This is a genomic window from Ligilactobacillus salitolerans (genome assembly GCF_003864415.1).
In the GTDB taxonomy this organism is placed as follows: domain Bacteria; phylum Bacillota; class Bacilli; order Lactobacillales; family Lactobacillaceae; genus Ligilactobacillus; species Ligilactobacillus salitolerans.
The window spans coordinates 17954-31717 of the sequence record NZ_BFFP01000032.1 but is presented as its reverse complement, the minus strand read 5'-3'; the positions used below and the strand labels follow the sequence as shown (position 1 = coordinate 31717).

Below are 13764 nucleotides of genomic sequence, written 5' to 3'. Positions count from 1 at the left end.
GCGAGGACTATTAAACATGTCCAAGTTGTATCAGTCAATTCAAGCAAAAGCTTAAGTTGTTGAACCGCCGTATACGGTTCCGTACGTACGGTGGTGTGGGAGGTCGATAGTGTGAACTATCTCCTACCCGATTCGTTTGACAAACTCCGTATCACTTAGTATGATAGTAGAAATTGAATGTCCTTTTAATACCTAGTCCCGTGAGGCTAGCAAAGGCAGCATCTCTAAAGAACGGTTACGCATATTAAATTCAGCGTCCGCTTGTATCCACATAGATGGCTGCAAGTGGACTTTTTTTGAGCCAAAAAATAAAGTAAATAAAAAAAGAACCATTTAAATGACTCCAGAGAGGGCATAACGGTTTACGAAACTTGCAGACAAAGGCCAAAGCCAAACTGTAAGCAAATCAAGGAACTGGAGCATTTAAAAATGCCCAGTTCCTTTTTTTTATGTCTGGCTGCTGCCTTTTTACCTGAAAGAAGATGCTTAATGTGAATTAAAAAAATACTTGTCAAATGCTAAAAATGCACTGCCAACCAAAAGGAGGAACTGATTGCATGTTAAATAGTACTCAGATTTTATTACCACACTTTGTTTCAGTTCAAGCTCTCGACTCGACGCAAGTTTTGCGTCTGATCAAACGAGCAGAATTTTTTAAAAACCACGGACAAAAGCCGGAATTTGGACGAGAGATCAACGTTGCTAACCTCTTTTTTGAAGATTCTACCAGAACTAAAACGAGTTTCATCATGGCTGAAAAAAAGCTCGGCTTAGAGGTCTTCCCATTTACGGCTGCCAACAGCTCAGTCAATAAAGGCGAGACCCTCTATGACACCTTGCTGACACTCTCAGCAATCGGGATCGACCTGGCTGTGATCCGCCATCCGCAAAATGACTATTATGCCCCCCTTTTGGACCAAAGCGATTCCCAATTAGACATCGGCATTTTAAACGCCGGCGATGGTTCGGGCCAACACCCTTCGCAAAGCCTGCTCGACTTAATGACGATCCACGAAGAATTCGGCCAGTTTGCCGGGTTAAAGGTCGCAATTGTCGGCGACCTCAAAAATTCACGCGTTGCCCGCAGCAATATGCAGCTGCTTAAAAAACTCGGGGCACAGATCTTTTTCTCCGGACCCAAAGAGTGGTTTACCGCAGAATTTGCCGAATATGGGCAGTATCTGCCAGTTGACGAGCTAGTGACCCAAGTCGATGTCATGATGCTGCTGCGGGTGCAGCATGAACGCCATACCGATATAAAAGAAGAAGCGAGCTTTGAACCTAGGAAGTATCACCTCCGCTACGGGCTGACCAAGGAACGCTACCAAAAGATGCTGCCGCATGCGATCATCATGCATCCCGGTCCGATCAACCGTGACGTTGAATTGGCCGGAGAGTTAGTGGAAGCGCCGCGTTCCCGGTTTGTCGCTCAGATGCAAAATGGGGTCTTTATGCGGATGGCAATGTTGGAAGCAGTAATCTTAGGCAGAAAACTTGGAGGGCAAAATTCATGAAAACAGTAGTCATCAAAAACGGACAAGTGTGGCTAGGCGGAAAGTTGACCAGCAATGATCTGCTGGTCAAGAATGGTCAGATCGCGGCCGTTGGCCAAAACTTGTCCGGTGATCAGGTCCTAGATGCCTCCGGGCTAGCAATTTTTCCCGGCTTGATCGACGGCCATGTTCACCTCAGGGAGCCTGGGCAAACGGCTAAAGAAGACATTTCATCAGGAACAATGGCCGCAGCTCATGGCGGCTACACCACAGTTTGCGCGATGGCTAACGTCACCCCGGTCCCAGATACACCGGAGAAAATGCAGGCACTATGTCAGCTAAACGCAGATCACGGTCATGTGCGCATTTTACAGTATGCCCCTGTCACAGAAAATTTAACCAGCGAAAAACTGACCGATTTTCAGGCTTTGCATGCAGCAGGCGCTTTTGCATTAAGCAATGACGGCAAAGGGATCCAGTTAGGCAAAACCATGTATGCAGCCAGCAAACAAGCGGCTTTAGCCGACCTTTTGCTAGCTGTTCATGCTCAAGACGATGGACTCTTTAACCAGGGTGTGATCAATGATGGCCCAGTCGCAACTAGACTAGACCTGCGCGGGATCCCAGCAGTCAGCGAAACCACGCAAGTCGCACGCGACCTGCTTTTAGCTGCCCAGACTAAAGTACGCTATCACATCTGCCATGTTTCTACCAAAGAGACGGTGGAGTTAGTCCGCCAGGCTAAGGCAGCAGGGATCCAGATCACATGCGAGGTCACACCGCACCACCTGCTTTTATCCCAAGATGATATTCAAACTAATGATCCCAACTACAAGATGAACCCGCCCTTACGGACTAAAGCAGACAAAGCAGCCTTGATCACCGGGATCCAAGACGGCACGATCGATGTGATCGCTACTGATCATGCTCCCCATACCAAAGCAGACAAAGCAGGCGGCTTTGCTCACTCTGCTTTTGGGATCACAGGCAGTGAAACGGCTTTTGGGCTGCTTTACACTGAGCTGGTCAAAACAAAGGTCATCACCTTGGCGCGCTTGATCGAATTGATGAGCAGCAAACCGGCAGAAGTTTTCCGGATCCCAGATGCCGGCCAGATCATGCCGGGAAAAAGAGCGGACTTGGCATTCTTCGATTTAAATGCTAAACATCAACTAGCCCAAGGCAATTTCCTGTCCAAAGGCAGCAACAGCCCATTTGTCGGCAAAAATGTCTATGGCCAGACCGTCTTAACAATGGTCGCTGGACAAGTCGTTTATCGCAAGCAGCAAGCATAACATATTGGAGAGTGAAAAAATTCATGAAACGTTACTTAACTTTGGAAGATGGGACCGTTTATGAAGGCCAAGCCTTTGGCGGCAGCAGCACTTCCGCCGGGGAGTTGGTCTTCACGACTGGGATGACTGGCTACCAAGAAACGATGACCGATGATTCATACGCTGGGCAATTGGTGATCTTCACCAACCCTTTGCTTGGCAACTACGGTGTTTCTCTAGCCGATAATGAAGATTTAGAGCCCGCTTGTGCTGGTGTGATCTGCCGGCAGCTAGCTCGAGTCACAGATAGTTGGCGGGCTAGCGAAAGCCTAGATTCATTCATGCAACGCCATAACTTGCCCGGAATTAGCGGGATCGACACACGCGAACTAACACAAAAGCTCCGGACAAAAGGCAGCATGCGCGCGCTTATCACCGATGAGGTTTTGCCCGCAGAAAAACTGCCCGCAGAGTTGATCCAAGACCAGATTGCAAGTTTTGCCGCAGTAAAAAATCAGCAGCGGCCATACCGCATCCCAGGCAGCGGCTTTACGATCGTGGTCGTTGATTTTGGGGCCAAGCAAAGCATTTTACGTGAACTGATCAAGCGCGACTGCAATCTTGTGGTCGTTCCGTCTTCCTCTACTGCGGAACAGATCCTTAGTTTCGCGCCCGACGGTGTTTTATTATCAAATGGACCAGGCGACCCGCAAAATTACCCGGACGCCCTGCCCATGATTCAAAAAATCCAGGAGAAAACAGTTATTTTCGGGATCTGTCTTGGTCATCAGCTCTTCGCCCGCGCCAATGGTGCTCAAACCTTCAAAATGAAATTTGGCCACCGGGGCTTTAACCACCCTGTCCAAGAAGTAGCAACCGGCGAGACCCGCTTTACTTCACAAAATCATGGCTATGCAGTCGATGCCGCTTCCCTGGATCAGACCTTACTGACCAAAACTTACGTGGAGCTCAACGACCAGACCGTTGAAGGATTGCGTCACAAAAAATTTCCTGCTGCTTCGGTCCAATTTCACCCGGATGCAAGCCCAGGACCCCACGATTCCGTGGCAGTTTTCGATGATTTCATCGCTATGATCACAGCGCAACAGGAGGAAAAATATGCCCAAAAGAAATGACATTCATAAAATCTTAGTCCTCGGTTCCGGCCCGATCATCATTGGTCAAGCAGCCGAATTCGATTACTCGGGAACGCAAGCATGTCTAGCCTTGCGTGAGGAAGGCTACGAAGTCGTTTTGGTCAACTCCAACCCGGCAACGATCATGACGGACCACGAGATCGCTGATCAAGTCTATCTTGAACCGCTGACTGCTGACGTTGTCACGAAAATCATCCGGCAAGAAGCGCCGGACGCGCTCCTGCCGACTCTGGGCGGACAAGTCGCCTTGAACTTGGCAGTCGCGTTAGCCGAAAACGGCATTCTAGAAGAAATGGATGTCAAACTCTTGGGAACCGGTCTGAAGTCGATCGCCCAAGCAGAAGACCGCGAAAAATTCAAACAGTTGATGTTAGACTTAGGCGAGCCTGTCCCGGCGTCACAAACCGTCAACACAGTAGACCAAGCCTTGAATTTTGCAGAAGAAACCGGCTATCCTGTCATCGTCCGTCCCGCCTACACGATGGGCGGGACTGGCGGCGGGATCTGCCAGTCTCAAGCAGACTTAGCCAGGATCGTCAAAAATGGGCTCGAGTTGTCCCCCGTCAATCAGTGCTTGATCGAACAATCGATCGCGGGAATGCGCGAAGTTGAATTCGAAGTCATGCGTGATGCAGCAGACAATGCCCTAGTCGTCTGCTCGATGGAAAACTTCGATCCAGTCGGGATCCATACCGGCGACTCGATCGTTTTTGCCCCAACGCAGACTTTAAGCGACCGTGAATATCAAATGTTGCGCGACTGCGCTCTGAAACTGATCCGCGCGCTGAAAATCGAAGGCGGCTGCAACGTTCAATTGGCAATGTCGGCGACCTCGATGGACTACTACGTGATCGAGGTTAATCCCCGGGTCTCGCGTTCATCCGCCCTGGCATCCAAAGCGACGGGCTACCCGATCGCCAAAATGGCCGCAAAAATCGCAGTTGGACTGAATTTGACTGAAATTAAAAATCCGGTCACCAAAACAACTTATGCCGAATTTGAGCCAGCACTTGACTATGTGGTCGCTAAGATCCCCCGCTGGCCCTTTGACAAGTTCCCGCAAGCCGACCGCCAAGTCAAAACACAGATGAAAGCAACCGGCGAAGTGATGGCTTTGGGAAGAAACGCCGAAGAAGCCTTATCCAAGGCCGTCCAGTCTTTAGAGATCTCCACCCATGATCTGTATTTGCCCAAAGCACACGCACTAAATGATGAACTTTTGGCGAAAAATCTGATCCACGCCACTGATGAACGGCTATTTTACCTGGCTGAGGCTTTAAGGCGCGGCTGGACCTTAGATGATGTGGCCGAATTGACCAAGATCAACCGCTATTTCTTGGATATTGTCTTGCATTTGATCGAGTTAGAAAAGACCGCGCAAGAGCACCCATTTGAAAGTCAAGCACTCAAGGAAGCCAAATACTATGGTTTAAGCGACGAGACCCTCGCACGCTTATGGGAAACCGAGCCGCAAAAAGTCCGGGCCTTCCGGACTGAACAAAAAATTTTGCCTGCTTATAAAATGGTCGATACATGTGCAGCTGAATTCGCCGCAGATACGCCCTATTTTTATAGTACTTATGGCGAACATAATGAGAGCCGCCCGTCTGCTAAATCATCCGTCCTAGTTATCGGTTCCGGTCCCATTCGGATCGGTCAAGGAGTCGAATTTGATTACGCAACCGTTCACTGTGTGAAGGCGATCCAATCTGCAGGCTACGAGGCGATCGTAATGAACTCCAACCCGGAAACTGTTTCGACTGATTTTTCGATTTCGGACAAACTCTACTTTGAACCCTTAACCGCTGAAAAAGTTTTGGATGTGATCGAGCTGGAACAACCGCTCGGGGTAATTTTACAATTTGGCGGGCAAACTGCGATCAATCTCGCTGACACCCTCGCAAAAAACGGTGTCCAAATCTTAGGGACTGACCTGGATTCATTAAATCGCGCGGAAAACCGCGACGAATTTGACCAGGTGATCAAGCAGTTAAAACTTCGGCAGCCTGACGGCAAGATTGCTCTTAACGCCAAAGAAGCCGCAGACGGCGCGAATGAACTTGGCTACCCAGTCCTGGTCCGTCCCAGCTACGTTTTAGGCGGCCGCGCGATGCAGATCGTCAATAATGATGAAGAGTTACAGAACTATCTGGAACAAAATCTCGCCGAAGTCGGCAACAAGCCGATTTTAGTCGACCAGTATCTGCAAGGACGTGAATGTGAAGTCGACGCACTCTGCGATGGGCAAAACGTCTTGTTGCCGGGGATCATGGAACATATCGAGAGGGCAGGGATCCACTCCGGCGATTCGATGGCTGTTTACCCGCCCCAGCATCTCAGCGCGGCCGTTAAAGCAGAAATCGTAGAAATCACGCAAAAACTCGCTGTGGCATTGCACTGTATCGGCATCATGAACATCCAGTTCATCATTGCCGCTGAAAAAGTTTATGTCTTAGAAGTCAACCCGCGGGCAAGCCGCACAGTGCCGTTTTTAAGCAAAATCACCGGCTTGGAAATGGCGCAAGTCGCTACACGGATCATTCTCGGGCAAAGCCTGCAAGAACAAGGCTTGAAGGCTGGATTGCTGCCGGAACCAAGCAAAAAATTCGTCAAAGCACCAGTTTTCTCTTTCAGTAAACTCGACGATAGCGACAGCTTCTTAGGCCCAGAAATGAAGTCGACCGGGGAAGTTATGGGCAGCGATGAGCGTTATTCCAACGCTTTGCTGAAAGCCTTCATGGGTGCAGGCTTCTCCTTACCGGCTAACGGCAGTATTTTGCTGACGATCAGCGATTCTGACAAACCTGCGGTGACTGAGATCGCCCATCGTTTTGCCCGCATCGGCTATCGTTTGTACGCAACAGCAGGAACCGCGCAATTATTGGCCAAGGCCAATTTGCCCACCACGACTGTCACCAAGGTCGGTGAAAAAGCTGCCGCAAGCAAAGAATCCAAGATCATTGATTTAATTTCCAGTGAAAAGGTAGATCTAGTGATCAACACAATGGGCAACGACCAAGCCCAAAATTCCGACGGTTTCTTAATTAGACAAACTGCGATCAGACACAACGTACTTTTACTAACCTCGCTAGATACTGTCTCAGCCTTGCTTTTGGCTTTGGAAGGTCAATTTCTAACAACGACCCCACTGTAAGAATTAACGACGCAAAAAAGGCTGGAGCAAAGCAAGAGTACTTTTAAGTTAATCAAGACTGGGGAAAGACCAACCAAAAGAATGATTTGCGGTTGGTCTTTTGACTAGTTTCCAACCGAAAGAGTAGAGTCAGGTCCAGGTATTTCACAATAGACAAAAGCACCACCAAAATTTCAGCAAATTTGGTGGTGCTTTTTTTAATATAATAGAGCCTGCTGGAATAAGAAATAAATTCTTTTACAACAGCCCGATCACATGGCCGAGGATCCCCACAACGAAGATCCCGACGATAATAACAATTGGAGAAACCTTCTTCTTCAAGAGCCACATGCATAAGAAGGTCAATAAGAGCGGTACCAAGCCAGGGATCAGTTGATCCAGGTTATCCTGCAAAGTCGTGACCTTGACACGGTCCAAAGATTTGCCGGCCGCTTTTTCAGCCAAAGCTTGCTTGATCCCAGCAGCACCGGAAGGCAAGTTACTCCAGTCAATATATTCGCCCTTTTGCTGCGGGATCTTAGAAACTGTCGGGGTAAACTTGATCGTGACCCAGCGTTGGATCAAGGCACCTAAGACGAACATCCCCATCATCGAAGCGCCCCGAGTGATCATTTGCAGTAATCCGCCCGAAAGGTCTTCAGTAATGGCATTACCTGCTTTATAGCCAAATTCTTGCGTATACCAGAGTGTTGCCAAACGAATAATGTTCCAGACAACGAAGAACAAAATCGGTCCAACGATATTGCCGCCCAGTGCTAATGAAGCTCCCAGCGCCCCTACCATCGGACGAACTGTGAACCAGAAAACCGGGTCGCCGACACCAGCCAGCGGACCCATCATTCCGACTTTAACACCTTGAACAGCCGCATCATCAATTGGTGCACCATTAGCTCTTTCTTCTTCCAAAGCCAAGGTCACACCCAAAATTGGCGAGGCAACATAGGGATGGGTATTGAAGAACTCTAAGTGCCGCTGGTAAGCAGCTGCCCGATCTTCTTTTGTCTTATATAATTTGTTCAAGGCTGGAATGATCGAGTAGCACCAGCCGCCATTTTGCATCCGTTCATAGTTCCAAGATCCTTGGAGGAATTGTGAACGCCAAGCAACTCTCCAACGATCGCGTTTAGATAAAGTAATTTCTTTTTCTTTTACTGCTGGTTCAGCCATTGTTTCTTCCTCCTTTTGTCTTAATAGTCATCCAAAATATCGCCCAATGGGTCGCCGGTATTGCTGCCGCCGCCATTATCGTTATTTGAACCGCCGCTCTTATCAAGCGACAAGTACATCAAGGCCAAAGCAACACCCAAAGCACCAATAGCGATCAAGGTCAAATCAGACAAAGCAGCAACTACGAAACCAATAATGAAGAATGGCCATACTTCGTGGGAAGCCATCATATTGATCACCATCGCGTAACCGACAGCAACAACCATCCCGCCGCCGATCGTCATCCCGTCATTTAACCAATCGGGCATAGCCGTCAACATCGACCGCACAGATGAAGCCGGAATAACTAACAGCAAAGCCGCAGGCAAAGCAATTCTTAAGCCTTGCAATGCAATCGAGACGTACTGCCAAAAATCGATCATTCTGCTTTTGCCTTCTTTAGCAGCCTTATCCATTAAATGAGTCAAGGCGACAGTGATGGTCCGAACAAGCATAGTCAAGAACAAGCCCGCAACAGCCAAAGGAATGGCGATCGCAATCGCTGAACTGATCCCTTTTGTCCCTTGCCCGCCTTGAACCAGAATAATGGCTGAAGCAACAGCGGCAAGTGCAGCATCAGGTGCAATTGCGGCACCCACATTAGCCCAGCCTAAGGCGATCATCTGTAACGAACCGCCTAGCATCACTCCTTCTGTCAGGTGTCCCGTAACCAGACCGATCAAGGTACAGGCAACCAGCGGCTGATGGAATTGCCATTCATCCAAAACGCCTTCCATTCCAGCGAAAAATGCCACAATTACTACTAAAATCATCGATATACCAGACATGGATCTTCCTCCTTTGCTCTAAAACTTACAAACCTAACTCTTTACGAGCTTTTTCAACTAATTCGTCAAAATTACCGCGCTTATCTCCGGGCACTTTCCGCAAATCAAATTTGACCCCCATTTTCTTCAATTCATCAAAGGCTTTAACATCTTGCGGTCCCATTGACAGCACATTATTGACCGCCACTTTACCAGTCGAATGTGACATGGAACCGATATTTAGCTCATGCAGATCCATGCCGCCTTGGATCGACTTTAAAGCATCCTCCGGGTTTTCAAATAAAATCAAAGCTTTCGTATTGCCAAAACGCGGGTGATTAGCGACTTCCTGCATTTTAGAAATTGGAATAACATTTGCCTTAACACCAGGGGGAGCCGCCTGCATGATCATGCTCTTACGCAGATTATCATGCGCAACTGTATCAGAAACAACGATGATCCGGTTGGGAGCAGTCGACTTCGTCCAGGAAGTGGCTACTTGCCCATGCAAAAGCCGCGAATCGACCCGGGCCAAAACATACTTGATCTTACCATCGCCGATAACAGTCCCCTCAGGCAGTGAGCCGCCCTTAGGCTGACCATCTTGTGCCTTCGGAACTGTCTCTTCTTCTTTGGGCTGCAAATCTTCCGGCTTGACCTTGATACCATCTTTTGCCGTTTCAAGGATGTGTGCCGCAATTTCTTGAGCGGTGTCCATCGACATCCGTGAAGCATAGGCTTCGATCACCATCGGCAAATTCATCCCGGCAACGATCGCCCAAGTGTCCTTATGCTCTTCATAGACCTTGCTGGCTTGGTTGAAAGGTGTCCCGCCCCACAGATCTACCAAGAACAAAACTTGTTCTGGGTCAGAAAAAGAAGCGATGGCTTTTTCCATCTTGGCATGTACGTCGTCTGGTCCTTCGCTGCGTTTCAAGATCACAGTCTGGACATTTTCTTGTTCGCCAAAAATCATTTCGGCTGACTCGTAAATGCCTTCCGCGAAAGTCCCATGACTCGCGAGGATAATACCTACCATCTTGTAAACCTCCTATCAAAAATTTTGCTGGTCCTTTAAGACCAAGTAACTCCTTCATGAATTCAGCTCGCAGCTTGATCCCCAAATTCCCAGCGCTATTTTTAAAACTTTGGCCTTACCATAACCAAAGTTCTTGCGGCTAGGTGTCCAAGATCTTAAACGTACGAACGACAGAAGAAATTATCTCCTAATAAATAAATCAAAGATATGTCTATTGGCCAATCAGAAACGACCGCAGAATATCTTTGATTTTAAGTACAGGATAACACTTTTTGGGAATTTTAAGAAGTATTATTGTTTTTATGTAAAATTTTATTTTTGTAGGATATTTATTGAAGAATTTCATTGTAGAACATAGGGTTTTTAAATTTAATCTACCATAAATCTAATTCATATATAGGCATTATCCTAATGATAAAGGTAAAAAAGACCGCTGCACTCGTTTTGAAATGCAACGGTCCTAAGATCTATTTGCTCAAATTAAATGTGTTCCACGGCTTGATCAAATCAAGCAAAGCCAAGTCATCTTGGGTCAAGTGCCCCACGTAATTTCTCCGTCCGTCATTAGGCATCGTCGTCAAAACGATCTGCAGCTCCCCTTTGTAGCGGGCATACTGATCATTAACAACAACGACATCTCCACGATTCAACGTTGGATCGCTAGGGCGAGCGGCGATGCCTTCCTTCTGGTGCACTACCCGCGGCAGCGTATCCCTTAAGAGAAAGGCAGAAGCATCACCGCGATACAGATGGTTTGGTGTCAGCACGATCTCTTTTTCCAAGTCCGAAACCTCTGCAGCAAACTCAACGTGTAGCGTCGGATAATCCGCATTAAAAGCCTGTGCGGCAGCGGCCAATTCTTCCTCGGAAGCATAAGCATTGCCAATGATCACATCATCGATCATCCCGGTGAGACGCAAGTGGGTCACTTGACTATAGATGCTGCGGGCACGGTCGCTTTCCATGGTTGGTAAGCCTTCATTGACTGGCCACGGGCCAAAAGTCGCAGTATGTGACGAAACAAAGGCTGCAGTGTGTAAAGAATACTGGCGATACTTCTGCGAATAGTCCATAAAGATCTCATCGCTTAAAGCAGTGTATTCTTGGGGGTAAAAATTGTGACAGCCGATCAAATTACTCAGTTCAGGTGCATAAGGCAGGATGCTATCAAGATAGTTAGTACCCCGGCTCATATTCAACTCGATCTTCAAGCCGTATGGATTATGGGTCATCTGGGCTTCTTCCATCCCAGTAAAGCCTTCGTCCAACCGCATCCCCCACACGCCAAGATCATGTAAAACGTGCAGGTCAGTATACTCCAGCCCAAGTTCGCTAAAGAGCGCCGGATTAACGTCAACGACTGTCTTAAATCCAAGGTCGTTAGCGTAGGCCACCGTCTTTTTAAACTTGGCTAAAATATCATCTCCACCCTCACCTTTAAGCTGTAAAAGTGAAGTGAAAATGCGGCGATAGCCGTATTTTTTCGCTAACTGCAAATATTGCTGATCTCGTTTGAAATCACTCTGTTCTGGGTAAATTGAAATTCCTAATTGTCTCATTATTCAACCTCTTATCTCTTTATCTCTATCGCACACTACTGCCCATCGCATTCTATTCACTACTTATAATACTCTTGTGCCATTTTTTGAGCCATCTTTTTAAACTTTCGTTTGCGCAGCCAGCCAAGGGCCAGCTCCCCAAACTTATTATTCGCCTTGACTTTGCTGCTCTTCGGAATGTTTTCTTCAGTATACATTAACACCGTCTGCTTATCGCTTTTTTTCTCTAACCGATACTCAACGATAAACTTCTGGTCAGGCATATCCATGGTATAACCATAGGCCTGGCTTGGGATCGCAGTGTCAATGTGCATCTTCGCCTGACGCCCGCTCGCCCATTTCTTGTCATAGGTATAGCCTGGTAATTCCCGCCAGGAGATTTTTTTGCCGACATGTACCCGGATATCCTCCAGAGCAGATTCCATTAATTCATGGTAAAAAAATTCTACTGGAACGTTCAAAGTCAAATTGATTTTCATTTTCTCTTGGTCCTCTCTTTTTTGCGAGCCTTAACTTCCAAAATTACTGTCACGATCGTCAATACTAGTCCAATTCCAATCACCCATAAACGCAGCGGCAGCTGAAAAAATGAACTGCAAAAGACGAGCAGCAAGCCCAGCCCCAGCATGAGGGTCAAAAAGTTTTTTTCGAATTTCATTATTCTTCAACTGGTTTAAGCTTGTTAGCTGCCTTAACAAATGGAACATAAATCAAGAATCCAATTACCATATTAAAGAGCTGCAAGACCACAGCACGCCAGTCCATTGTTGCGATCAGCACGTTGATCACAGGCGGCATTGACCAGATGATCTGATTCTTGATCGGAGCTACTAAGCCCAGTGAAACGGCACCATAAGCGATCGAAACCATCACAGCTGGAGCTAAGATAAATGGAATAAAGTAGATCGGATCTAAAACGATCGGCATCCCGAACATCACTGGTTCGTTAATGTTAAAGAAGCCTGGTGCAAGTGACAACTTAGCGACTGCCCGCTGATCATCCCGTTTAGAGAAAACCATGATCGCGATCAACAGCATCAAAGTTGAACCGGCGCCGCCGATCCAAGCATACAGGTCAAAACTGTTTCGTGTCCACAAATATGGCAAAGCTTTCCCTTGCTGGAAGGCATTGATATTGGCTAATTGTGCTGTCAACCAGATACTGTCCATGACAGGACCCAAAACGTTAGTCCCGTGGATCCCGAAGAACCAGAAGACCTGAACTAAGACAGTCATCAACAGAACTGCACCAAAGCCTTGGCTTAAGTTCAACAAAGGATCTTGGAGTGTCTTGGCAATAAATTCAATCACAGTTGTGTTGAATTTGCTGAAGATATAGCCGATCAGTCCTGCCAGATATAAAGCTGCCGTAGCAGGGATGATCCCGGTAAAGGCATTGGCAACTGCAGGCGGCACTGAATCTGGCATCTTAATAGTGATGTTTTTCTTCATCAGCCAGATATACACAGTTGCTGAAATAGCACCCATGATCATGACGGTAAAGAAGCCGGTCGAACCAAAGAATGAACCGAAGTTAAAGTAGCCCCACATTGAGATGTCTTTGCCTGTAACTGCAGCTCCCGCGTCGGTCAGAGCTTTAGCTGCACCTTTGCCCAAAGCTGAGCTCAAATGCAGGCTGGCACTTTGCGGCAAACTCATGATGAAGGCGCCTAAGGTTACGATCCCGCCTGTGATCGGTTCAACTTTATATTGAACTGCCAGCTGGTAACCGAACGTAAATGAAAAAATCAAACCTAAAATTGCTAAAGTTCCTGTCCAGACCATGGCATTCAAATCGATCAGCCACTGCATTGAAGTTACGATCCCCATCCAGTGCAGCTGAGTTGGGATATCACGTACTAAAGCATTCAAAACATTAGCGACCGCACCGGCCATCATGGCAGGCATAATAGCGATAAAGGCATCACGCAAGGCGATCAGCCAACGAACGGAACCGATCTTAGCTGCAACTGGAACAATATGTTTATTTAACCAATTAATAAAGGCATTCACTGTCTCCACTCCTATCTAATAAGTACCTAATTAAAACAAACAATGCTGATCAAGACTTGAAGCAGAGTGAAATTTGCTCTGTTTTCAATAATCTTGACCTAA

11 protein-coding genes are annotated in these 13764 nt (G+C 47.4%); 4 read left to right on the top strand and 7 right to left on the bottom strand.

Annotated elements, in window-relative coordinates; genetic code table 11:
• The first annotated feature begins 557 nt into the window (after nucleotides 1–557).
• The 4 genes from LFYK43_RS09085 to carB are packed head-to-tail and all read left to right on the top strand — an operon-like array spanning nucleotide 558 to nucleotide 7078.
• Entirely contained in the window at nucleotides 558–1514 is a 957-nt protein-coding gene (locus LFYK43_RS09085; protein WP_124977582.1) for an aspartate carbamoyltransferase catalytic subunit, read from the top strand.
• Nucleotides 1511–2788 carry a dihydroorotase gene (gene pyrC / locus LFYK43_RS09080; RefSeq protein WP_124977580.1) on the top strand — a complete coding sequence of 426 codons (1278 nt, stop codon included), beginning with the start codon at nucleotides 1511–1513 and terminating at the stop codon, nucleotides 2786–2788. Before LFYK43_RS09085 ends, pyrC begins: the two co-directional genes overlap by 4 nt.
• Before the next feature lie 23 nt (nucleotides 2789–2811).
• Complete coding sequence (gene carA / locus LFYK43_RS09075) at nucleotides 2812–3903, top strand: glutamine-hydrolyzing carbamoyl-phosphate synthase small subunit (protein ID WP_124977578.1); 1092 nt, start codon at nucleotides 2812–2814, stop codon at nucleotides 3901–3903.
• Entirely contained in the window at nucleotides 3887–7078 is a 3192-nt protein-coding gene (carB, locus tag LFYK43_RS09070; RefSeq protein WP_124977576.1) for a carbamoyl-phosphate synthase large subunit, read from the top strand. Before carA ends, carB begins: the two co-directional genes overlap by 17 nt.
• A 237-nt stretch (nucleotides 7079–7315) precedes the next feature.
• Here carB and LFYK43_RS09065 read toward each other — a convergent pair whose 3' ends face one another.
• From LFYK43_RS09065 to LFYK43_RS09035, 7 genes are all read right to left on the bottom strand, one after another.
• On the bottom strand, nucleotides 7316–8245 hold the full coding sequence (locus LFYK43_RS09065) for a PTS system mannose/fructose/sorbose family transporter subunit IID (protein WP_124977574.1): 930 nt from the start codon (nucleotides 8243–8245) through the stop codon (nucleotides 7316–7318).
• A gap of 20 nt (nucleotides 8246–8265) precedes the next feature.
• Complete coding sequence (locus LFYK43_RS09060; RefSeq protein WP_124977572.1) at nucleotides 8266–9072, bottom strand: PTS mannose/fructose/sorbose transporter subunit IIC; 807 nt, start codon at nucleotides 9070–9072, stop codon at nucleotides 8266–8268.
• A 25-nt stretch (nucleotides 9073–9097) separates the two neighbouring features.
• Nucleotides 9098–10090 carry a mannose/fructose/sorbose PTS transporter subunit IIA gene (locus LFYK43_RS09055; protein ID WP_124977570.1) on the bottom strand — a complete coding sequence of 331 codons (993 nt, stop codon included), beginning with the start codon at nucleotides 10088–10090 and terminating at the stop codon, nucleotides 9098–9100.
• A gap of 467 nt (nucleotides 10091–10557) precedes the next feature.
• Nucleotides 10558–11649, bottom strand: a complete 1092-nt coding sequence (locus tag LFYK43_RS09050) for a DUF871 domain-containing protein (RefSeq protein WP_124977568.1) — start codon at nucleotides 11647–11649, stop codon at nucleotides 10558–10560.
• Between the two features lie 59 nt (nucleotides 11650–11708).
• On the bottom strand, nucleotides 11709–12128 hold the full coding sequence (locus tag LFYK43_RS09045) for a DUF3284 domain-containing protein (protein WP_124977566.1): 420 nt from the start codon (nucleotides 12126–12128) through the stop codon (nucleotides 11709–11711).
• Nucleotides 12125–12307 (bottom strand): hypothetical protein, encoded by a 183-nt coding sequence (locus tag LFYK43_RS09040; protein ID WP_124977564.1) that lies wholly within the window; start codon nucleotides 12305–12307, stop codon nucleotides 12125–12127. Before LFYK43_RS09040 ends, LFYK43_RS09045 begins: the two co-directional genes overlap by 4 nt.
• On the bottom strand, nucleotides 12307–13662 hold the full coding sequence (locus LFYK43_RS09035) for a PTS sugar transporter subunit IIC (protein ID WP_124977562.1): 1356 nt from the start codon (nucleotides 13660–13662) through the stop codon (nucleotides 12307–12309). The genes LFYK43_RS09040 and LFYK43_RS09035 overlap by 1 nt, the downstream gene beginning before the upstream one ends.
• Between the last annotated feature and the right edge of the window lie 102 nt (nucleotides 13663–13764).

What these genes read in the sequence shown, in the direction of transcription:
- LFYK43_RS09060 (WP_124977572.1), bottom strand. Translation starts at nt 9,072, where the DNA reads ATGTCTGGTATATCGATGATTTTAGTAGTAATTGTGGCATTTTTCGCT.
- carA (WP_124977578.1), top strand. Translation starts at nt 2,812, where the DNA reads ATGAAACGTTACTTAACTTTGGAAGATGGGACCGTTTATGAAGGCCAA.
- LFYK43_RS09055 (WP_124977570.1), bottom strand. Translation starts at nt 10,090, where the DNA reads ATGGTAGGTATTATCCTCGCGAGTCATGGGACTTTCGCGGAAGGCATT.
- LFYK43_RS09085 (WP_124977582.1), top strand. Translation starts at nt 558, where the DNA reads ATGTTAAATAGTACTCAGATTTTATTACCACACTTTGTTTCAGTTCAA.
- LFYK43_RS09065 (WP_124977574.1), bottom strand. Translation starts at nt 8,245, where the DNA reads ATGGCTGAACCAGCAGTAAAAGAAAAAGAAATTACTTTATCTAAACGC.
- LFYK43_RS09045 (WP_124977566.1), bottom strand. Translation starts at nt 12,128, where the DNA reads ATGAAAATCAATTTGACTTTGAACGTTCCAGTAGAATTTTTTTACCAT.
- pyrC (WP_124977580.1), top strand. Translation starts at nt 1,511, where the DNA reads ATGAAAACAGTAGTCATCAAAAACGGACAAGTGTGGCTAGGCGGAAAG.
- LFYK43_RS09050 (WP_124977568.1), bottom strand. Translation starts at nt 11,649, where the DNA reads ATGAGACAATTAGGAATTTCAATTTACCCAGAACAGAGTGATTTCAAA.
- carB (WP_124977576.1), top strand. Translation starts at nt 3,887, where the DNA reads ATGCCCAAAAGAAATGACATTCATAAAATCTTAGTCCTCGGTTCCGGC.
- LFYK43_RS09040 (WP_124977564.1), bottom strand. Translation starts at nt 12,307, where the DNA reads ATGAAATTCGAAAAAAACTTTTTGACCCTCATGCTGGGGCTGGGCTTG.